This is a genomic window from Herbaspirillum lusitanum, from assembly GCF_026127345.1.
Lineage (GTDB): Bacteria > Pseudomonadota > Gammaproteobacteria > Burkholderiales > Burkholderiaceae_D > Herbaspirillum > Herbaspirillum lusitanum.
This window is the reverse complement of sequence record NZ_QXFG01000016.1, coordinates 1-19,881: the sequence shown is the minus strand read 5'-3', so window position 1 is coordinate 19,881 and position 19,881 is coordinate 1. Positions and strand designations below refer to the sequence as shown.

The window sequence follows — 19,881 nt, the reverse complement described above, 5'->3', positions numbered from 1 at the left end:
TAATTATGCCGTTTGGCATGCATATGCATCCCAATCAATTGGATGTGTCTCTCATCTTCGGTAACGCTCCGATCAGAGCTGTTTGCATTTTAGCAATGCTTTCTCCGAAACTGTCCGTGCTGACCTGAGCAGCAACATGCCGGACAACATGGTGTGACCGAATATGTTGTCCAATTTCAAATTCCGATACGCCATGCAATACTCCGTCCGCGACAAAGGCTTTTCGCAATTTTGATATCGAAGTTTGCATATACCGAACACCCTCGAGTATTTCAGGAGCATCACTTTTTAGAATGTGAGCAATTGTCCACGGGTCCAAGGCGCGTTCCGTATTTTTTCGAGCAAAGAGCGGGACCTCCGTTTCGTGATCCCCAGGTATTTCAGGTAACCCACGTGAGATGCGATAGCGTTGGATAGCTTTCATTGCTGAAGTTGGAATCAATATCTTCGTCCGTGTCGATTTCTGAGTGTTTTCTACCCAAATAAACCATTGATTTCCCTCAGCTGACCTTATATCAGCCATCTTTGCTTTCGCGAGCTCAGATCGTTGTAGCGAAGTCCAATAGACGAATACCGCTAAAGCGTTGCTGCGCTCACTGTTCGCTCGCATTCCAAATTCAGGTGCCGGTGAGTTTAGCCAAGTGTTGTAAGACTGGTGCCATTTTTCCCGTTCTTGGGCCGCGGCGATGGGCGTGGAAGGAGTTCCCTCGTCGACTAGAACATCCGGTACTGAATCCATGGGGTTGTCAGCCCTGATGCCTTCCCTGCGGAGATTTTCAAAGAGACGGCGTAATACATCTCTTGCCTGAGTGACAGTGCTTCGCTTTTTTTGCTGCTGCTTGTTTAGATCAAGATCCAATTTGCCCAAGGCGAAGTCGTTCAAATAACGAGAAAGATGATCGCTGTCGATCTCTGTAAAACTCATTTTTATAGCCAAAAGCCAGGTCGACAGACGCTTGAATTCGCGATGGTATGTGTTACGCGTATTCTCAGAACGATAGGCGGTAAGCCATTCATTAATGGCCGTGATTGCCTTTCCATCAGTGGCTGAGATTTGCATGATGCATTCATATAAATATCTACCATATTAATAATATCGTAGATTTTTAAATGCGCGAAGGTAATTTTTTTGTGAGCATCCGATGGATTGAGGTTCCTTTGGCTGCCACGGTCGCATTCAACAGATTGAGGCAGCTATTAGTGACCCCTTCCAGAAGTAGGAAATTCAATTGTTCGTCGCCACTATCCCACTCCACCAAGATCATCTCCTTGGTCTTCAAATCTAACTCGCACCAGAACTTCATCTTGGCGTAATCCGTGAAAGTTATTTTGATTGTGGCGTTGCTACTCCGCTTTATTTCGCATATCTCTTTCAATCGAGTACGCAGGCATGTTCTCGTTACTTTCAATGACGTTGCGGTGGGGATATCGAAGGCTTCCACATCGATTAATTTGATGGCCGCAAGCTGCTTAGAGTTGATTGATGTCATGTCGCTCTCCTTAGTAGATAAGGACAGTTTTACATGTGAACTTTGGAAATCAAGAGGTCAGCGTGCGGTCCGCTTCACAATATGTCGGGCGGCCAATATCCAACCTTTGGATTGAGCGCGTCTAACTCCTCTTGTATGGTCAAGAAGTCGGAACAAATCGCTACAAAATTCCGCGCGTAGATCTGTTGAAGAAAACGAAGCACATCTAAATCCTTAGGGCCGACACGCGTTTCTTGCAGGTGCTTAGCAAGATTTTTTGAAATTTCAAGAGGCGCCAAAACATCCGGCCATTCAACGGAATGAAATTCAGTTAGGGGGGCATTGAAGACGGTCAAGGGCAAAAGATGTAAAAACGGATGCTTGTGCCGTTCTCTCTCGGCTTGGGCCCATGCAACCGATAGGCAGAAGTAAGCGACTACATCTCCTCGCAGCTTGCTTTCATAAAGCATCATCAGTATGGCTGACAGAGCGCCAATGCCGAACCGCCGGTCTTGGATCATAGCAAACGACTTTGTCAACAGGTTGCCAGCAAAGAAATTTGAATACCAGATGTCATTGACTGATGTTGGACCTGGCTTTTTTTTGAGCCTGATACGGTCGGCCTCGCGCAACTCATCTTCTAAATCAAATGCCTGTTGGAATATAGGCGGTAGATCGTATCTGCTCCGTAGCAAGTTCGCCCAAGACCATTGGTCTCGTGTCCACAGGCTCCAAAGGGGGGCTGAATAATAGCTCTTCGTACCAGGCAATGCCTTGTCAATACGCATAAGGCGGGCTTTGGATGGTGCCACCAGGCCGCGGTGATATCGCGACCAAATGTTGTTCCACTTCCCATCGGTACCTAACACCTCGTCTATCCCTAGCCCTCTTTCTGCAATCTCTTTATAGACGACCGCAGTCCAAAATTTTGTTCTTGTTTTTTCAAATCGATTACGCAAAGGCCTCCCTGTTGTCATAAAAACCTTTCAAAACAGGTATTTGCGCATAAAACTAAGATTCTGGGTCTTGCTAAGACATGCTCTTGAAATCTGAAAGCTCTCGGGTAACGTGTACTCAAGAGTTGCAGTAACAGCAGACGCAAATGAGCTGCCCGCAATTTGAAGGCAAGCCGGCACCCAGGTGCTCGACCTTGTAAAGCGGAATGACAGTGAAAGATTTGAGAGGGATTAGCGCGTAACACTTAAATGAACGCCCAATAAGGAAGTAACTCCCGACGTCCCCGTCGTGAGTCAATGTGAAGCAATTCAAATCGACGAATGGTTTCATCATTGCTTACCTGCTCTTGTCAGTCAAGAGCAGCTGGGGAGATGTTTGTTCGAGAAATCTACCCTTCCGAAATGGGGCATTCAAAGAAAGTATTTCGGCTGCTATCTCGCTGGAGAATACATATGCTCACCAACGAACAACTAGAAAAATTGATGAATGACCTGGGGCTTACACCAGAAGCCAGGGCAGTGGTGGCGAACATACGCGGCAGTGACCCATCGCGGCGAACTCAGAGTTCGCCAAAGAGCGTCAATAGTCGCTATGCCAGCAGAAAAATGGGACAAGTCATCCAAGCTGAGAGTCGCTCGTTGGAGCTGACTGCGGTGACTTTATGGGAGCACGATGACGATGTCTACGAATACTATGATCAACCACCTCAATTGAGATTGAATACTAAAACGAAGCTTGGACAGGTGACTGGTTACGGCTACACCCCGGACTTCTTTGTATTGGCAAAGGATTTTATTGGTTGGGTTGAATGCAAAAAGACCGAATTCCTAGAGGGAGAGGTGGCGAACGGAAAGACCACATTTATCTTCGAGAAAAATCAATGGCTGCACGTACCCGGCTCGCAATATGCAAAGAGCCTTGGACTCCAATTTGAAGTATTTACAGAATGTTCTTTTTCATCGGCTCAACTTAACAATACCGTGTTTCTTGAAGACTATTGGAGGGTGGGTTGCGCTGCTATCGGGCTGGTCGAACAAAAAAAGATCCGGAAGTTATTTGATGGCGCGCCTTTCCTTACCCTGGGAAATCTAATCGGTCGGGGTGGAGATGGCACCGCCGACATCATCTACAAAATGCTGGCGGATGAACAGCTGCATTTCTTGGCGGAGGAGGAGCATTTATCAGAGCACAGCAGTACGAAAATATTCCTGGAAATTGCGGAAGCTAAGGCATATTCATTTCGGAAAAAGATAGCGCTTACACAAGATGCGGAAATATATCAGTCGCCAGTGATCACCCTCGCAGTGGGGAGCCGACTGAAATGGAAAAACAAAATCTATGAAATAGTCGAGGCAGGCGACGATAATCGCTGCCTCAAAGGGCCAGATGACAGAGCTATCTTCTTGCCCATCGATGATCTCGAAAGACTCATCGCAATAGGTGATATCAAATCCGGTGAGCCGGAAGAGACAGCACGAGCTGAGGCGGCTGCAATTTGCAATAGCGCACATCCGAAAGAAATCGAAGATGCCTTGGAGCGCCTTCAGTGCCTGAAGGATCCTGAAAGAATTTTTTCCGTCACTGGAAAAAAACCTTGTCCCCGTATTCGACGTACCTGGGAAGCTCGTGCACGCAAATCGAAAGAGTTATATGGCTGCGAATATATCTTACTCATCGACCGCGCAAAGTCACGAGGGAATCGCACGCGCAGGCTAGTGCCGGCGGTATTGGACGAAATTGGGAAGATGGCCGAGGTCTGGAAGACAAAAGATATATCTGTTAGTGCTATTCACGCAATGCTCGCCGCTGTTTGCACGGAAAAGGGACTATTGATACCTAGCGTGAAGGCATTGCGGCGAGACCTAAAAAATCGCGTTAAGGCGTATGACCAGACGCTTGGAAGTCAAGGTGAGAAAGCGGCATACATACAGAAAGAGTTCGTGTGGTTCCTTGATAGAACCTCTCCGCCACATGGAGAGCGTTTCCTTGAAGTTGCACATATAGATCACACGAAGATGGATGTGCATCTAATTGACAGTCTCCATGGCGGCAATCTTGGCCGACCATGGTTGTCGCTCCTCATTGATGCCTATACGAGAGTCATCTTAGCGTTTGTGCTGACCTACGATGAGCCCAGCTATCGGACATTGATGCTGTTGATGAGAGAGTGTGTTCGGCGTCATCACCAGGTCCCTCGGACCATCGTGTCGGATGCGGGTAGCGAATTCTTAAGCGCTTACTGGGAGCAGCTTCTCGCCCGACTAGAAATCACTAAGCGCGAGCGTCCGGCGGGCCAAAGCCGTAATGGATCTGTCATTGAAGCAGCTTTCGGTGTCGTGGATAAGGACTTTACGCACCAACTTACTGGCACAAGCAAGCGCCTCAAGAAGCCTCGTGGCGTGTCTCGTTCTCATGACCCTCGAAAACACGCGATATGGAACCTGCCCGTACTGACGGAAGCGCTCGATAAATACATCTACGAGGTCTATCCAACTTTGAACCATTCCGCTCTGGGCACCACTCCCCAACAGGCAATGGAGCATAGTAAAAAAATGGGAGGCTCCCGTGCATGGAAGTATGTTTCGTATGAAGAATCTCGCGTGCTGTTTCTCCCTGGCTATGGCAATTCGCAGATCACTCTGATACCCGGACGCGGGCTGAAGGTCGGCCCGTTTCATTACTTTTCCAACGAGCTTCAGGCGCCGGAATTAGAAAGAAAACGTTTCTTAGTGCGGTACGACCCGTTTGATCTTTCCTATGTCTATGCCTATGTAAACCGGCGTTGGCGCCGATGCGAGACTCCGATGGCCGGTCATTTGAAGGGACGCACGGAGAAGGAAATTGCCCTGATCACCGATGAGTACAACGCAAAGTATCGCCAGAAAGGGAAGAAGCTCAAAGAAACGTTACCTGACTATGGCCGCTATTTGCAGCAGACGTTTGAGAAGGAAAGCATTCTCATACAGCAAAAACGCGACGCGGAGCTGAATAAGTCTATCGACCTCGAAGAGCATAACGATACTGAACCTGTCGCTGGTGAGCCGGTGAATCAAATCCCGTCACAACAGGTGCAGATAATTCCAGCGCTCCTTGGAGGCACAACCGTTTCGCATAAAAAACTGAGTAAATTTCAATTTCGGGAATACAAATGATCAATAAAAAATATCAAGAGATTTATACGGCCTACTACCATTACCGTACTGATCATCCATTTTTATATCGTGCTCATAGCGATGTCCTTGCCGCGCTTGAGTGTGAGAGCGGCGCCGGTATTGTCATCGTCACTGGGCCGTCTGGGGCAGGAAAGTCAACAATGGCGCAGAAGCTGTATTCGGAATTCATTCTTCAGAATATGTCGGACCTCGAAGGCCGCCGTGACATCATTCCTGCTGTGCTTGTAGAGGCGGTGGCCAATCCTAAAAAGGTATTTGACTGGCATGATTTCCTAGTCAGACTCATGATCGCGGCCGGGGAGCCTTTGGTTGACGAGAAAATTGCTGCTTTTACGCAGGGTGAATTATTCAGCAAGCTTCCCAAGCAAGAATATCGTGGCAGTCAAAATGTCAGCGTTTTGCGCAAGTCTCTGGAAAATTGCTTGAAGCATAGAAACGCCAGAGTTGTATTCATTGATGAGGCGCATCACATGCTCAAGGATGAATTGCAACGTACACACATGTTCGACACCATCAAATCTTTTGCTACGTTGACTAACACTACTGTCGTCCTTGTTGGTACATACGAACTGCTTCATATTCGGGACATGAGTGGTCAGTTGGTCCGTCGAAGCAATATCATTCACTTCCCCCGTTACGACGCGCGAAATGCCGAGCAACTGGGCTGGTTTCAAGACACCTTGCGACAACTTTTGACGAAACTACCAGTTCCCTGCACCATTTGTGTCGATGATCTGACTACGTTGTTAGATATCTACAACCGCTCGCTCGGCTGCGTGGGAATTCTTAAGCCCTGGCTGGATAAGGCCTTAAAAGCATATTTTCAAGATTTGAGCGAGTACGAAGAACTCAGTGAAGTCGACCGATCTCGAAGTGAGGCGCCAATCTTCGATTTGGATCGTTTGAAAGCGTGGGCGCTGCCCAATAAGGCTCTGAGACGGTTGATTATCGAAGCAACGAATGGAGAAGCCGCGTTGTCGGACATTCCCATTGAAGATATCGCTGAATTGCTCGGCACCGCTGAAAAGATGCCTGCGGCGCAGTCTCCCAAAGCTGTTTCACCTAAGAAGACGAAAGGAAGAATCGGGATTCGTAAGCCACACCGCGATCCAGTAGGAGCGCAGAACCATGTATGAGGAGCTACCATGGGATGACGATATACGATCATTTCGGGAGAGTCGAAGCAGGCTCTTCAGGCTCGAATTCATGAGAACTGAGGAGGGCGTTCCCGAGGGGCTCCGATCCTATTTTCTACGGCTCTCTCGTGAACACATGGTGAGCCCTCGTCGGCTGATGAAAAAAGTCCTTGCCGATGAAGTACCCGAATTGGCGCCGATCTTATCTAATCGTTTTTTTGTGAAAGATGCCGGACCGATCGATGGTCTCGGAAAATATGCCAGGATATTTTCCGAGACCATCAATCAGCTGACTTCAAGAGACGACCTGCAAGACTTGACACTCTTGAAGTGGGCGCCAGTTTTGCCTAAAAATGGTGAAGGCATCTTGGCTCGTTATCCTCGATGGTGCCCTATTTGTTATTTGGAACAGAGGATAAAAGGTGTCTCGACATTTTCACCTCTATCTTGGTCGCTCCGGCTGTATCAAACTTGCACCAAACACTTCGTTCAGTTGTTAGAGCGCTGCCCAGGTTGCAGTAGGCACCAACCGTTTATCTCCTCTTTTCCAAATATTGGTCGTTGTGGCTATTGTGGACGCTCACTATCTGACGTCGTCTGTGCAGACACTCTTCCTGTCAATGTGGACGTAGAGTTGGCCCTGGAATCCATGGCGCAAAACGCTCAGTCTCCGGCCAAGGTCTCACTTGAGTACTTTTGCAGCAATGTTCGTGTTGCCATCGCGGTACATGCGCAAGATAACAAAGCGTTATTTTGCCGCCAGATGGGATGGGACAATTGGACGGCTAACGCATGGCTTTCAAAAGGACATAAACCGTCGCTCCCCAGTTTGCTTGCGTTAGCGATCGCATGCGGGGTCGATGTCTTCGATTTATGTTCTCAGAATCTCGAGTTTTGCTACCGGCCGGCGACGCAGTGTGGAGCGAGGATGCGTTCGCGTGTTTGCCGGGCGCCTAGGCCTTTTTTGAGGCATACAAACTGGGATGAGGTATTTGACCTTCTCACGACAGAGCTGCATCACAATTCCGCGAAAACGGTTAACGAACTAGGTCGGCGCGTACGATTGCGGCGCAGCGCTTTGAAATATTGGTTTCCAGAAGTGTGCGGACAAATAAGCGAACGCTATCGGAAGCAGAAGAAGATGACGGCTTCTATCGCCATCGATTATCGGCGCGGTGTCCTGGAGTCTGTTCTCGGTAGCTTAGCGATGCATCGTGTGCCTCCATTTCGTCGCGTCGTGGACAAATTTCTGAAGCAACATGGCTTGGCACTAGCACGCCCTGAGCTAGCCAAGGTGTACTACCAATATCTGGTGGCGCATGGATTTGTGGAGCCTACTTGAACGTTTTCTCGCGAATGCGTAGGCAGATGTATGGAGGCGCTAGAATAAAGGTCAGAATCCTTCGTATGTGTCGCCAAAGATAATTGGGTTGGTATCGATCTATGTTCTTATTGGCCGAGTGGGGCCCTGATCGGCTGTTTGTAGTGCTTGAAAAGGGGCTCCCTCCTCGCGATTCCAAGTTAGGACAATACCGTGAGGAAGTCCAACGAGCGCCGGCAAATTTAAATGAATTAGCAGGCAGGACGACACCGGAATGTCTGCCGTGGGGTCAATGAGAACAATCCCGACCAGGCTTTCTGGCGTATTCGCTTTCGTTTGAGCACCGTATTGCGCAACCTGATGTATCTCTAGCATCCAGACGCGTTTAGGCATTTCCATCAAGCGAATTTTGTCGCGCAGTTCTGGAACCATGTGCTCCGTGGCTGCCCACCGACGCAATTTCCTCTTTTCCACCAATAGCAGTCGTACCGCGAGACTTGCCGTCAATGTAGTAAGTCCAGCGTCGTCGAGTAAATTCTCGCTCTTAAATCCTTGTAGAATCTCGCCAAAAAAACTGGTGGCGATTGTAATAGCCTCTTCGCCTGTCATAAAGACATCAACAGGCAGAAGTGGAATCGCGTACGCAGCGTACTTGAAAGAATATTCTGCGACGGCGCCGGCGGAAGCTTCAAAGTCGCGGTACGGGCCGGTATTGTCATTGTGGATCAGCAACGCAGGCACCCAACTCGCGGCATGAGCGCAGGACAAAGCTAGTCCGCTCGGAAGGGTGATGGTCGTTCTAACGTTAGCAGCCCTCGCCTCATCCCATTTGTGGCCGATTGCGACAACAGCGTGCCCTCCTGAAGGAGGAAACAAAATTAGCACAACCGGTATTTCAGATTCGATATAGGCATGGACGATTTTTGACGCGGTATCGATGGCCAACTGGTCCATTGGTTCTTGATCGTTGGCGCCGTGCGAAAGCTGGATCGTATGAGGTGAATAGCCTGCAGCGCGAATCGCTTCGATCATTTGCAGTTGAGTGAGGCCGTTGCGATTTGGTCTAATTCGCCCGTGAACGAAGTACTTCGTCGCGGCATCCGTAATTTGAGCCGGGTCGTACGCGCGATCGCCTTCTCTCTTGCGCAGTGTTCGCAATGCCATCCAAATAGACGCTTGTGCGCATGCGCCCACAGCGTTGTCTTGTTGCATGAATGGTGTACCACTGACGGAGAACTCCACGCCGGCGATATGCACTGGGAACACGTCCAAACAACGAATGAATCCGTTCGCTGTATTCGCAGCCAGAATAGAAGCACCAATCGGACTTTTAATGATTGGCCGTAACGTCAGGAATCCTAAATAGCTAGCTTTGGATACGCGGTCCAGATAGGTGAGCACTTCTTCGTCAGCAGCTGCATTTTGCGCAAAAAAATGGAGTCGCGTGCAAAAACGAGGGACGTCGGCAAACTGACGACTGTAATACGCGCCAAACTCCGCTAGAAAATCGGGATCGGGAACACGCGTCTGAACAAGCATCGTGGTCGCTTTGGCTTCGACCAAGGTTTGGATGCAGTTCAACATTGGAAGATGATTCATCCCGCTCCTGAAAGCACCAAGTTTCGTTAGCTCTTTCAGTTGTTCTCGGATGAGTTGTTCCAGATCCTCAGCGTTGGCGAATGTTTTTAGTTGTAATCTATCAGCCATAAAAAAGCCGCCTGATGAGGCGGCTTCCATATTAAAACGATTTTAGAATATCGTCACAGTCGCGCTTTCTTCCAACGCGCGACGCTGTTTCGAGCGAATTTCTTCTACTTTTTTATTTATCGTTTCGGACAGTTGTTCGCGTACTGTTTGTGCTTGGTCAGCGGTGAATACATGTTTCTTTTCATTACCACGCGCTGCTTCCAACACGAACAAGCCGAGTGCGGTATCTGATCTCATGACTCTTTCTCCTGACATACCATTTTAGTCGTCGTCGATAGTGTATCGACAGTAATTTCGACTGACCCTTATTGGATCGAGTTCAAAAAATTAAGCTGAAAATTATATACGATAACGTCAGCTACAACGGCTATCCCCTTGTTACACAACGCTTTTTACGTTGCGTAAATTCAATATAGCTTAATAGTTCTCGAGATGACAAATAAATTTACGCTCTTTTTTGTACTCTGTTTCTACGTTGTCTACGCATAAGTGGCTTTTAAACAGCGACGAGTTCGAACGTAAATTGAGCGGAAGAATTGAATAGATATTATCTATCGGTGATTTTTTGGCTATAGGTAGCGAGGAAGTCTTGTCAGAGGTCGGCGCTCTGACTCAGCTGTGCCAATGTGGTGTTCAGTGCATGCGCAATACGAAGCACATTCAATACGCTGACATTGCGCTCACCTCGTTCAATTTTACCCATGTGACTTCGATCAATCTTTGCGAGGTCTGCGAGTGCTTCCTGGGAGAGGCCAATATTCTTCCGATGAAGTCGTACCGCCGCCCCGAGGGCGACGAGATCTCCATTGATATCGACTTTGGAAGAGGCTCTTGGCATGCCGTATATCGTCGTTCTATAATGCAATAACGACCACGGCATTTACGACCCATTTTGCTTTGAAATCGCCAGCATGCGCAGGGGCGCACTGTCTGTCGACTAATCTCAGGGCGCCATCACAAGGGAATTTCCATTGGATAAGATTGAATGCCCGCATTGCCGTCGGCAATGCACGCCAAAACTATGGCACTACCGTCCGGTCTTTGGCGCTTTGCGGTACATGGCGACGCAACATCTATGTCCCTTCTGTGGTGGGGTGATGTATCAAACGGGAGGGCAACTGAGCTTCTTTGGCTGGTTGGTGACGTTGATCGTCGGCAGTATCTTTGTGGTAGGGCTCGTCGCGCAGCTATTTAAAAGCAAAGATATAACGGAGGTTCTTACGGGAATCGGCTCCGTTGTATTTTGGGGCTTCATCGCCTATAAACTGTATAAGCGCTTCTGGAAATAGAATGCCTGCTTCGGTTTCTGGCTTGAGACGATCTTGGCGACGGCCCTTCCTGCAGCGTCGGCTTTTGGGCCCATTTGCATTCAGAATGCCTTGAACGGATATACGTCCGAGATTTGGCTCTCATGGGTAATCTGTCGCACTCCGTCTCCTAAATCCTCCATAAAGTAGGTGCATCCGCATGATGAAAACGCATCCAAAGAACGGGGACGCTGCAGCGCTATCCTCATGGCGGACCTCCACACCTATTTCGTTCGATCGATTCGTCGAATCAGTGATCGGCCATCTGGTCGGAACGACGAGCCAGCGTATACCTCAAGACATTCTTCCCTTAGTCACCGAAGCAATGGAGGCTGCCTATGTTACATCTGCCCGCAGATCTGAAGCGCTCTTTGCATTACCTATCGCTAAGCTCAGTGCTGCTGAGGTCGTCGCGCGAGGCTGGATATCTGTGACGATTGCCGAACTTAATGGTGCTGTTACCGCCGCTCGCTACTATCAAATACCCTCCCGGGGAGAGACCGTTGAGGGTCTTTTCCCTATTTGGCAGTTTGTGGGGCCGGCCCCTAGGCTGATCGAAAAAGTTCTTCCTTATCTTGCCGGGCGGCTTCCTCAGGAAATTCATGCGTTTTGGGTGTGTGCCTATGACGAACTCAACGAGTTGACGCCTTCTGAGGTGCTGGCGGGCATGCCTTATGAAACCAGGGGCGCCATTGAGGAATGCCAGTATAAATACATGAGGCAATCGCATGACGAGCGCGTCCAGCGGGTCCTTGATCTGGTAAAGCTCTACGCTATTCCTACGTAAAGTAGGGCATCCGTGCTGCCCTGCCTCAGTTCAGGTGGGCGCAAATTCTATCCCTCATTTGTAGCGTCAATCTATTGCACTTTTACGTCCGCCCTTATCATAACGCCCTCTGGAGAACTTCAAGTTTAAAGATCCGCTCATGAAAGAACTGACGTGAATGGGGCTGGCAATTTTTCGTGTAATTAGGCGCTAAAAATTCACGATTTTCACCAAAATGGCAAAACACTATGCCTACGAATGAGAAAAATATCTCGGCTGAAAAATGACATTTCTGTGTCTGCAATCGAATCGTTTTTACTTCCGGTGATATACATACCGTCCTGCACAACCAAGTTTCTAAATAGCCGACCATCGATTAACTTCACGTCAATCCAGTGCGTATTTGGCTCCATCTCAGGGCCTAATTTGTTACGCAATACTTCAGGAATTTCGATTTTCAGCATGTTTTCATTTCTATAGATGGGTATGGCGTCGTTGCGAATATGCTCACTTATGGAGTGCGCTGGTATCAATACTTAGCTCGTGATTACGAGGGGTGAATAGTGCACCAGGAGCAATCTGTACCCACCCACTTCAGAAGCTCCAATAGCCACTCATCGACGCCTGAATTGTTGAGGCCTAATACGCAAAGCAGGGTCAGAAGAATCATCAGAGTCAGGCTTTCTTGCCAATGCTCTAATCCATTCAAATAGGAATTCCGGTGATGCGAAACACCACGTTTAATGCGGCTGGTATTCATCCTTTTCTCCTCAGTAAGACGGACAATTGTTTTACTTTGTATGTTCTCGCTCGCACTCATTCCATAGCGCAAAACGTCGACTCGCAGTGACGACGAGCCAAAGCCAGGTCAAGGCCGTCAGAATCAACAGGCCCAGTAACATGCGCGGACTTCGATGGTTCAACCGAGACAGGCCAACCCAACTGGTCAGTAGTAAAAGATGAATTGCCGTCAGTCCCCAAATTTGCAGATTTAGCTTCGTCCGTTTAGCTAGAACCATCTCCTCGACGCTATCGCGCTGCTGTTCTGTGCATTGATAGGTATTGTTTTGCATGTCTCCTCCTGTCTGATCAGTTTTCAGGGGTTCCGATTGAGCCGAATTCAACAGCAGTCTTGACGTAAAACACAGAGACGCCTTCCTTGGCTAAGGCACCGAATAGCGTGTCAGCAGTCTTTTCGTCGACCGCCATCGTGACTTCGATAGGTTGATCGGCCAGTTCAAAGAAATGCGCGGAGTGGAAATGGCCATCGCGCCCGAAACTCTCGCTGCCGGCTAGGATCGTTGCGCCGCGGGCACCATGCGCCTGAGCAAACTGGAGCAACCATTCAGCCAGCTGTTTGCCGGCATGCTTGCGATCTTGTTGCGTAAAAAACGTAATCTGAAAGCCTTTCATTTCTGTCTCCTGAGTGTTGTTACCGTGTCAGCACCACTGTTGTGATGCCGAGAAATGTCATCGCCAATGCGCCCGCGACGTGCAAAGTGATTGCGCCAAATGCCCACATCAGCCGTCCTGATTGCAGTAATGAAACGACTTCCGCTGAAAAGGTGGAAAACGTCGTCAATCCGCCTAAAAATCCCGTCACTATGAACAGTCGCCACTCTGGCCCCAGCGTCGGATGTGCTCCCAGATAGGCAATGGCTACGCCGATCAGGTAGCAGCCCACCAGATTCGCGGTGAGCGTGCCAAACGGAATGACCGAAAACATGCCATTGAGCTTGCTGCTCAGCAGCCAGCGCATCAGGCATCCTGCAGCGCCGCCGAGACCAATGACCACGATCGATTTCAGCATTCCATCGCCTCTTTATTGGTGTCGCCTACGTGCTAATTCTCCAAAGGCAATTCGCATTTAAAGAGCACTGCACGCACTTTTTGCAATTCCTCCGCATGGTCATGGAGGTATTTGCGTAGATGCTTTTCCGTATCGATCAGCTCCAGGCACTGCGGATGCCGCATTGACGAAACCTCCGGGTGATGAACACTTAGCTTTTCCCCCGCCAGGTAACCGGCATCGATGTGATGCAGCATGGCTTGCTGGATGCCGGCGCGGCGCGCGACGGCCAGTAAATGATGGGCAAGCGCCGGTGCGGACAGGCGATGCCAAAAGCGTGTTGCCTTGGCTTTGGCCGAGATAGGGAAATACAGTCGCAATGCGGTCAGTTCACTCATGATTGGATTGGTCTTTGGTGGATGGAGTCGATGCTCTTTATGCCGCTGGTGGCGGCTATCCAGGTGCCATCGTCGCGCTGATTGGCATTGCCAGCCTTGGCGCCGGGCTGTTCTTCTATGCCACTACGCCTTCACGCTCCAAAACAATTTCTTCTGTTCCTTAGGAAAACGTCATGACTACCACGATCTATCACAACCCGGCATGCGGCACGTCCCGCAATACGCTCGCTTTGATCCGTAACAGCGGTGAAGAGCCGACCGTGATCGAGTATCTTCAGCATCCGCCGTCGCGCGACACCTTGATTACCCTCATCAAGGATGCGGGCCTGACCGTGCGCGAAGCGATTCGCCAAAAAGGCACACCTTATGCCGAGCTCGGCCTGGACAATCCTGCGCTGACGGATGAGCAACTGCTCGATGCCATGCTCGCCAATCCGATCCTGATCAATCGCCCGTTTGTTGTGACTTCCAAGGGCACGCTGCTGTGCCGTCCGTCAGAGGCAGTGCTGGATATCCTGCCGAATCCTCAAAAAGGCCCCTTTACCAAGGAAGACGGTGAAGTTGTCATCAACGCGGAGGGCCAACGTGTCACACCAGCTAAATGACCTTCCCAACGTCGCCGGGGATCTCTTCAAGGCGCCGGCGGCGACCGACTTCGCCAATGTCGCTACCTCGACGCATGCGCCGCGGTTCTTGCTGCTGTATGGCTCGGTGCGCGAACGCTCCTATAGCCGTTTGCTGACGATGGAGGCCGCACGCCTCCTCGAGGCAATGGGCGGTGAAGTTAAAATCTTCGATCCGCGTGGCTTACCACTGCCGGACAGCGAGCCAGAAACCCATCCGAAAGTGCAGGAGCTGCGCGAATTGGCCATATGGTCCGAAGGGATGGTGTGGTGCTCACCAGAGCGTCACGGGGCCATGACCGGCATCCTGAAGGCACAAATCGATTGGATTCCGCTCACACAAGGCTCCGTTCGTCCGACTCAGGGGAAAACGCTGGCAGTCATGGAAGTCTCAGGAGGCTCGCAGTCCTTCAACGCGGTCAATCAGATGCGTATTCTCGGTCGATGGATGCGGATGATTACCATCCCCAACCAGTCTTCCGTTGCCAAGGCATTTCTCGAATTTGAAGAAGGCGGACGCATGAAGCAGTCGTCTTACTACGAGCGCGTAGTAGACGTGATGGAAGAACTCTTCAAATTCACTCTGCTCACTCGAGACGTTTCTCCGTTTCTGACGGATCGTTACAGCGAGCGAAGAGAAACGGCTGAACAATTGTCGAAACAGGTCAATTTTCGTACGATTTAGTATCACACGGTGCCGGCCGCCGGCATTGCCTGCTTAAACTCAAATTGAGCTTCACAACCATTGTGCGCGCAAACTGGTTTCTTTAAAGTGAATGGTCGCTGGAATTTAGCACGACTGCATTTTGGACAAGCGAACTGCATCTTGAATGCTTGGAACTCCGCCCATCGAGCCTTTTCGTCGCCGATTGAACCATCACCATATGGAGCATCTTGGAAATGACTTCCGAAGTTCTCTATTTCACCTTTTTGTAAGCTCGTCAGAAAACGATTTTTTACTCCTGGGATTAGAGCCGGCTCCAGCTTCGTATCTTTCAACAGTTCAGCTAATGCCGATGCAAGTTCAGATCGCTCAAAAGAGTACGCCTTCTCCAAAGGGCGTATCCGAAGGCTGACTCCAAAGTCCCGACATATACCAAGTAGCCACTCTTCCTCAGCCTGCCGCATCTCATTGGCGGCAGAATGACCACTTTCCCAGCGTTCCATGATCATCTCGTCGCTAACCTTGTGATCGGCGAACCGTGGTCCGAATGTTGGATCGAGGCCTATGATACGGGTGAACTGCCAAGTTTTTGCTTCAAGTTGATCCTTTAAATAATTAAAGAAGCGTTCATCATGAGTAGTAATGAGAATCTGACTATTGCCGAAAGTCGTAGCAATGAGTGCAGCGATCGCGCGGCGATGATCGGCGTCGTAAGATGTAACGATATCGTCAAGAGCGATTACAGGCGCAGCCGCGTTAAATTGCTTGATCGCGGCCAGTTGCAATGCCAACGCTATAGAATGGATTTGGGAATCACTGAGGTATCCACCCGGTTGAACCCCGGTTCGATTTTTAGCAAAGTCGATGACCAGATGGAGTCGCTGTTGATTGGTGTCATCCTCCGAGGGGAGCTCCAACCGAATCGGCGCTGCTTCCGCTCCTTGGATTTGCCGGTAGATATCGTTCATCGGTGTTTGCAACATGTTCAGCAGCGCTTGAACCTTTTTGCGAATTTCACCCGATATCATCGTCGCCTGTGCAGTCAAATTTTCGGAGAGTACTTCCAATTCCTTTTGAGTGCGAAGTGCTAAGCCGTATTCCGCATCCAACCCGAATAAATTATCAATCTTGATTTTGGCTTTGGCGTAAGTGTGATCACCTTGCTTGGCCTCGATGTCAGCAATCGCTTGGCCGAGTTCTGTGAGCAACGTCGGAATTGCCGAGACGATGTCGATCGAGGAAGGGCTTACTCCTTCGCGCCACGCTACAATCGCGGCCTGATATGCGACCAAAGCGACCTTTAATGCCGTCTCGTCGGCAAGAAGTCCGATTAGACCAGGCAAACTTGCGACCAAGTTCGTGTGCGCCTGTTTTATCTTTGCCTGAGATGCAGTGAGCGTTTTTTTTGCGTTGGCATAGTCGGCCAATTCGTCCAAATGTTTGACAATGTGTCCCCGGATTGCCTCAGCGCTTCCCGCCGTAGTATTCTCAATTGGCGTGATACATACAGGGCAGACTTGGGGGATGGTTGCTCCTTCAGCGAACACCGGCTCGGCCGCGTTCCATAATGCTTCAAAGACTGAATTCGCAGCTTTTCCACGCTCTTCTTCTTCTCTTGTTGTCGCGGTCGCCAATGCCATCACGGCGGCTTCGAACTCCACGATCGTACCTTTTATATGCGGTTCGCCATCAACATCAATCTCTGTCGACCAGAGGGCCACAGCTGCGTTACGCATTTGCCGAAGTCCCGCAAGTCCGACCTGTTTTTCTTCGGCCGTTGCACGAGTTACCAGAGCGATATAAGCCGGATCGGCTACTTTCAGCTCTGCCAATGCTAGAGTTTTATCGAGTGGCGCAAGAATATTAGTGTTTGCGTGCGCTTGTACGGCTGCTGTGTCCCAGTTCTTCAACGCTTGGAACGTTTCTTTGCTGAGCTGGGTATCAACACGCTGCAGGGAGGTCATATCCTCCGCCGCGAGTTTCACCTGAGTGCGCAAGGCCCTGATATTTTTCTGAACTTCGACCAAAGGCCCAAGTTGCAGCCATGTGGCGACGTCGGTATACCGCCGTTCGGGTTGGTGGTTTTCAACGAAAGTCCGCAGTGCATGGCCACGAATAATTGGCAGTACCGTAAAGCATTTTTTCATTGCAGCAACGGCTGGCGGCATTGGGCGATTTGCCCCTAAAGCCGTTCGACTACCACTCGTGATTGTTTTTCCACTAACGATATCGACGCTCACCGCTGGTGCGATTTTCGTACCCTCAGCTAGATTGTGCGCCAGCGCGGTCACGCCGGCGTTGTTATTGATCGCGCGTAATCCTAGCCGTTCCAATGTGCCTTCCTCAGAAAAGAGGAACTCCAACGCATCGACGAAACTCGATTTTCCGCTACCATTCGGCGCAAAAATTGCCAAGCAACGTTGTTTACTGAAGTTGAAGGTCTTCGGCTGCAGGTACGCGCGGAATCCGGTTAAGTGGAGTGCCTGAAGAAAATACGGAGCATCAGCCATTATCAACCTCCGCTTTGGGAGCTGCGGCGCGTTCGGCGGCGAGCTTCAAAATAGCCGTTTTGGCTTGTGTCACGGCATTCTGTGCAGGCTTCGTCTTTAACACATGAATTTTCAGGATATCTGCTAGCCCGACGTCAATTTTGGCTTTTCCACTCAGAGTCTCTCCAAGAGCCTCTAAAAATGCTGCCGGCGTCTCAATAAGATTATCTTTCCCGTCCATAACTGTCCCCTCAGTACAATTGTTTTAATTCGAAATTAAAGCAGAAGGCGTGCTTACATCTTTAAGTCCGACTTAATTGAAAGATTTTTAATTGACGGACTGACCACTAACATTACACCTGAACCGTAAAAAGCGATCATAAATATTGATGAAGTGGGATAACAACTCACTATCTAGGGCTAATCCGAGTATTTATGATTAAGCAGGGTAGCTGGCGCAATAGGCGAGAATGGGTGGCGCATCTGATATTCATTCAATTTTGTGGAGCATCTACACGCTCCGGGGTGGCGCGTCTCTGTTGCAAGTAGATGGCGTGATTGAAGTGCTACTTGGTGGCGCAGTTAGAACGCAACTGACTGGCGCGGCCAGCTGCACATATTTAGGTGAATAAAAGGAGGAGCTCGATTACCTATATGTAATCGAGCTGCAGTGCGGCTGTTCGCAGTCATTTTTTTAAATCCATTTCGATGATCAGCTACACAAAATAAAGATGGCGCTGGTCGATCCTGGCCTCACTGCGGGGCTTCCTGACATATTTTTTGGGGAGTCGATATGACTATCGCTACAACCTCGCAGCATTGGGGAATAGCAGCGTGAATCGGGTTTTACCTTGTGCCGACTGGACAGACACCTCTCCCTGATGGGCGCGCATGATGGCTTTTGTGATGGACAATCCTAAACCAGCAGAATCAGAGTCTAGCTTGGTACGGGCCTTGTCCGCCCGGTAAAACCGGTCAAACAAATGAGGAAGATGCTCGGATGGTATCTCTGGGCCATCGTTTTCGACATGAACGCGGATGTCTCTTTCGGACCTGTCAATAGATACTGCAATGGTTCCCGCCGGCGGCGTATAACGCATGGCGTTGGAGATCAAGTTACTCAATGCTCTGCGTACCATCAGGCGATCGCCTCGAATCGTGGCTCCCCCTACAAGCCGCATCAAGACATTCTTTTCTTCTGCCAACGCATCATAAAAATCGAATAGCTCTGAGATTTCCTCTTGTAGACTCAGTTGCTCATAGCTGGGCAAGGTAATACCGTTTTCTGTTTGGGCCAAGAACAGCATATCGGAAATGGTTCGGGCGAGTCGCTGTAACTCCTCGGCATTCGACAAAAGGATGTCGCGATAGGCCTCGTTAGTGCGTGGCAGCGTCAGGACCACGTCCGTTTGGGTCAGTAAGTTGGTAATAGGCGTGCGCAGCTCGTGGGCGATATCGGTCGAAAAGTTCGTGATGCGATTAAAGTCGCGCTGGAGTCGCTCCAGCATGGCGTTCAGCTTGGCCGCTAGATCAGCAATTTCGATAGGCAGCATCTCGACGGACATGCGCTCGCCGAAGTTATGAGAAGAGATCGCTTGTACTTTGTCCGACATGGCGCGCAACGGGGCCAGCCCACGGCGCGCCGCCCACCAGCTCAGGAGCACGACAATTAAGGCTGAACCCGCGATGTAGAGAACAAGGGTGGCCTGGAAATTGCGCATGAAGTGATCATGGATCTCGGTGTCAACCGCCACAATGACTTGCAGTTCTCGACCGCTTTGATCATCCTTCAGTCGGGCTTTGATTGCTTGGAATTCCTGGTGCTCGCCCACAGGCACCGCAAAGGAGCGACCCGGCACGGCGGACTGTGCAGCAGCGAGCATCGGCGCGGCAGCATCGCCTAGTGTCGAATACAAGGCCTGTCCGCTCAGTGAGCTGATGTGAACGTAAAAGCCCGGATGGTTGTGTAATGCCTCTCCAAAGGTCGAGGTAATGGCGTCAGCGCCTCGCTCATTAACCACCATGCGGATGAGCTGCAGTTCTTTTTCCAGCAGTTGCTCATCCTGATCGGTAAAGTGCTTG

Annotated in this window: 21 protein-coding genes; 7 read left to right on the top strand and 14 right to left on the bottom strand. The window is 50.0% G+C overall.

Going from position 1 to position 19,881, the window contains the following annotated elements; all coding sequences use genetic code 11:
• Positions 1-34: 34 nt before the first annotated feature.
• From DXT88_RS20855 to DXT88_RS20845, 3 genes are all read right to left on the bottom strand, one after another.
• Positions 35-1,060 carry a tyrosine-type recombinase/integrase gene (locus DXT88_RS20855; protein ID WP_265215876.1) on the bottom strand — a complete coding sequence of 342 codons (1,026 nt, stop codon included), beginning with the start codon at positions 1,058-1,060 and terminating at the stop codon, positions 35-37.
• 46 nt (positions 1,061-1,106) lie between these two features.
• Positions 1,107-1,490, bottom strand: coding sequence for a hypothetical protein (locus DXT88_RS20850; RefSeq protein ID WP_265215875.1), 384 nt, complete (start codon positions 1,488-1,490; stop codon positions 1,107-1,109).
• A 74-nt stretch (positions 1,491-1,564) separates the two neighbouring features.
• A complete protein-coding gene (locus DXT88_RS20845) occupies positions 1,565-2,428 on the bottom strand; it encodes a hypothetical protein (protein ID WP_265215874.1) in 864 nt (287 codons plus the stop codon).
• Between the two features lie 450 nt (positions 2,429-2,878).
• Between DXT88_RS20845 and DXT88_RS20840 the strand changes: the two genes are divergently transcribed.
• The 3 genes from DXT88_RS20840 to DXT88_RS20830 are packed head-to-tail and all read left to right on the top strand — an operon-like array spanning position 2,879 to position 8,077.
• Positions 2,879-5,578, top strand: coding sequence for a TnsA endonuclease N-terminal domain-containing protein (locus DXT88_RS20840; RefSeq protein WP_265215873.1), 2,700 nt, complete (start codon positions 2,879-2,881; stop codon positions 5,576-5,578).
• Positions 5,575-6,735: an ATP-binding protein gene (locus DXT88_RS20835; RefSeq protein ID WP_265215872.1), complete on the top strand. Its 1,161-nt coding sequence runs from the start codon at positions 5,575-5,577 to the stop codon at positions 6,733-6,735. The genes DXT88_RS20840 and DXT88_RS20835 overlap by 4 nt, the downstream gene beginning before the upstream one ends.
• On the top strand, positions 6,728-8,077 hold the full coding sequence (locus tag DXT88_RS20830; protein WP_321161128.1) for a TniQ family protein: 1,350 nt from the start codon (positions 6,728-6,730) through the stop codon (positions 8,075-8,077). The genes DXT88_RS20835 and DXT88_RS20830 overlap by 8 nt, the downstream gene beginning before the upstream one ends.
• Before the next feature lie 99 nt (positions 8,078-8,176).
• On the opposite strand, the gene DXT88_RS20825 is transcribed toward DXT88_RS20830, so the two are convergent.
• From DXT88_RS20825 to DXT88_RS20815, 3 genes are all read right to left on the bottom strand, one after another.
• The gene (locus DXT88_RS20825) at positions 8,177-9,793 is read right to left on the bottom strand and encodes a hypothetical protein (protein ID WP_265215870.1); all 1,617 of its coding nucleotides are present in this window, start codon (positions 9,791-9,793) and stop codon (positions 8,177-8,179) included.
• Positions 9,794-9,805: 12 nt separating this feature from the next.
• Positions 9,806-10,000, bottom strand: coding sequence for a hypothetical protein (locus tag DXT88_RS20820; protein WP_265215869.1), 195 nt, complete (start codon positions 9,998-10,000; stop codon positions 9,806-9,808).
• 355 nt (positions 10,001-10,355) lie between these two features.
• Positions 10,356-10,601, bottom strand: coding sequence for a helix-turn-helix domain-containing protein (locus tag DXT88_RS20815; RefSeq protein ID WP_083458331.1), 246 nt, complete (start codon positions 10,599-10,601; stop codon positions 10,356-10,358).
• Between the two features lie 133 nt (positions 10,602-10,734).
• On the opposite strand from DXT88_RS20815, the gene DXT88_RS20810 reads away from it, so the two are divergent.
• Positions 10,735-11,052, top strand: coding sequence for a hypothetical protein (locus DXT88_RS20810; protein ID WP_265215868.1), 318 nt, complete (start codon positions 10,735-10,737; stop codon positions 11,050-11,052).
• A 178-nt stretch (positions 11,053-11,230) separates the two neighbouring features.
• Positions 11,231-11,857, top strand: a complete 627-nt coding sequence (locus DXT88_RS20805) for a hypothetical protein (protein WP_265215867.1) — start codon at positions 11,231-11,233, stop codon at positions 11,855-11,857.
• 206 nt (positions 11,858-12,063) lie between these two features.
• On the opposite strand, the gene DXT88_RS20800 is transcribed toward DXT88_RS20805, so the two are convergent.
• The 5 genes from DXT88_RS20800 to DXT88_RS20780 form a co-directional block, all read right to left on the bottom strand.
• The gene (locus DXT88_RS20800; protein WP_265215866.1) at positions 12,064-12,300 is read right to left on the bottom strand and encodes a hypothetical protein; all 237 of its coding nucleotides are present in this window, start codon (positions 12,298-12,300) and stop codon (positions 12,064-12,066) included.
• Between the two features lie 327 nt (positions 12,301-12,627).
• The gene (locus tag DXT88_RS20795; RefSeq protein ID WP_265215865.1) at positions 12,628-12,909 is read right to left on the bottom strand and encodes a hypothetical protein; all 282 of its coding nucleotides are present in this window, start codon (positions 12,907-12,909) and stop codon (positions 12,628-12,630) included.
• 16 nt (positions 12,910-12,925) lie between these two features.
• Positions 12,926-13,249: a DUF190 domain-containing protein gene (locus tag DXT88_RS20790; protein ID WP_265215864.1), complete on the bottom strand. Its 324-nt coding sequence runs from the start codon at positions 13,247-13,249 to the stop codon at positions 12,926-12,928.
• 19 nt (positions 13,250-13,268) lie between these two features.
• Positions 13,269-13,646 carry a fluoride efflux transporter CrcB gene (gene crcB, locus DXT88_RS20785; RefSeq protein WP_265215863.1) on the bottom strand — a complete coding sequence of 126 codons (378 nt, stop codon included), beginning with the start codon at positions 13,644-13,646 and terminating at the stop codon, positions 13,269-13,271.
• A 32-nt stretch (positions 13,647-13,678) separates the two neighbouring features.
• The gene (locus tag DXT88_RS20780; RefSeq protein WP_034303927.1) at positions 13,679-14,023 is read right to left on the bottom strand and encodes a DUF190 domain-containing protein; all 345 of its coding nucleotides are present in this window, start codon (positions 14,021-14,023) and stop codon (positions 13,679-13,681) included.
• A 173-nt stretch (positions 14,024-14,196) separates the two neighbouring features.
• Here DXT88_RS20780 and arsC point away from each other — a divergent pair, with 173 nt between their 5' ends.
• On the top strand, positions 14,197-14,628 hold the full coding sequence (arsC, locus tag DXT88_RS20775) for an arsenate reductase (glutaredoxin) (protein ID WP_265215862.1): 432 nt from the start codon (positions 14,197-14,199) through the stop codon (positions 14,626-14,628).
• On the top strand, positions 14,609-15,331 hold the full coding sequence (gene arsH / locus DXT88_RS20770) for an arsenical resistance protein ArsH (protein ID WP_265215861.1): 723 nt from the start codon (positions 14,609-14,611) through the stop codon (positions 15,329-15,331). The genes arsC and arsH overlap by 20 nt, the downstream gene beginning before the upstream one ends.
• A 2-nt stretch (positions 15,332-15,333) precedes the next feature.
• On the opposite strand, the gene DXT88_RS20765 is transcribed toward arsH, so the two are convergent.
• From DXT88_RS20765 to DXT88_RS20755, 3 genes are all read right to left on the bottom strand, one after another.
• Positions 15,334-17,820, bottom strand: coding sequence for an AAA family ATPase (locus DXT88_RS20765; protein ID WP_265215860.1), 2,487 nt, complete (start codon positions 17,818-17,820; stop codon positions 15,334-15,336).
• Positions 17,813-18,040: a hypothetical protein gene (locus DXT88_RS20760; protein WP_265215859.1), complete on the bottom strand. Its 228-nt coding sequence runs from the start codon at positions 18,038-18,040 to the stop codon at positions 17,813-17,815. Before DXT88_RS20760 ends, DXT88_RS20765 begins: the two co-directional genes overlap by 8 nt.
• A gap of 562 nt (positions 18,041-18,602) precedes the next feature.
• On the bottom strand, positions 18,603-19,881 hold a 1,279-nt coding region (locus tag DXT88_RS20755; RefSeq protein ID WP_265215858.1), incomplete at its 5' end, for a heavy metal sensor histidine kinase.

Excerpts from the sequence above, each read along its gene's own strand:
- DXT88_RS20855 (WP_265215876.1), bottom strand. The coding sequence starts at position 1,060 with ATGCAAATCTCAGCCACTGATGGAAAGGCAATCACGGCCATTAATGAA.
- DXT88_RS20850 (WP_265215875.1), bottom strand. The coding sequence starts at position 1,490 with ATGACATCAATCAACTCTAAGCAGCTTGCGGCCATCAAATTAATCGAT.
- DXT88_RS20840 (WP_265215873.1), top strand. The coding sequence starts at position 2,879 with ATGCTCACCAACGAACAACTAGAAAAATTGATGAATGACCTGGGGCTT.
- DXT88_RS20835 (WP_265215872.1), top strand. The coding sequence starts at position 5,575 with ATGATCAATAAAAAATATCAAGAGATTTATACGGCCTACTACCATTAC.
- DXT88_RS20830 (WP_321161128.1), top strand. The coding sequence starts at position 6,728 with ATGTATGAGGAGCTACCATGGGATGACGATATACGATCATTTCGGGAG.
- DXT88_RS20825 (WP_265215870.1), bottom strand. The coding sequence starts at position 9,793 with ATGGAAGCCGCCTCATCAGGCGGCTTTTTTATGGCTGATAGATTACAA.
- DXT88_RS20820 (WP_265215869.1), bottom strand. The coding sequence starts at position 10,000 with ATGAGATCAGATACCGCACTCGGCTTGTTCGTGTTGGAAGCAGCGCGT.
- DXT88_RS20815 (WP_083458331.1), bottom strand. The coding sequence starts at position 10,601 with ATGCCAAGAGCCTCTTCCAAAGTCGATATCAATGGAGATCTCGTCGCC.
- DXT88_RS20805 (WP_265215867.1), top strand. The coding sequence starts at position 11,231 with ATGATGAAAACGCATCCAAAGAACGGGGACGCTGCAGCGCTATCCTCA.
- DXT88_RS20800 (WP_265215866.1), bottom strand. The coding sequence starts at position 12,300 with ATGCTGAAAATCGAAATTCCTGAAGTATTGCGTAACAAATTAGGCCCT.
- DXT88_RS20795 (WP_265215865.1), bottom strand. The coding sequence starts at position 12,909 with ATGCAAAACAATACCTATCAATGCACAGAACAGCAGCGCGATAGCGTC.
- DXT88_RS20790 (WP_265215864.1), bottom strand. The coding sequence starts at position 13,249 with ATGAAAGGCTTTCAGATTACGTTTTTTACGCAACAAGATCGCAAGCAT.
- crcB (WP_265215863.1), bottom strand. The coding sequence starts at position 13,646 with ATGCTGAAATCGATCGTGGTCATTGGTCTCGGCGGCGCTGCAGGATGC.
- DXT88_RS20780 (WP_034303927.1), bottom strand. The coding sequence starts at position 14,023 with ATGAGTGAACTGACCGCATTGCGACTGTATTTCCCTATCTCGGCCAAA.
- arsC (WP_265215862.1), top strand. The coding sequence starts at position 14,197 with ATGACTACCACGATCTATCACAACCCGGCATGCGGCACGTCCCGCAAT.
- DXT88_RS20765 (WP_265215860.1), bottom strand. The coding sequence starts at position 17,820 with ATGGCTGATGCTCCGTATTTTCTTCAGGCACTCCACTTAACCGGATTC.
- DXT88_RS20760 (WP_265215859.1), bottom strand. The coding sequence starts at position 18,040 with ATGGACGGGAAAGATAATCTTATTGAGACGCCGGCAGCATTTTTAGAG.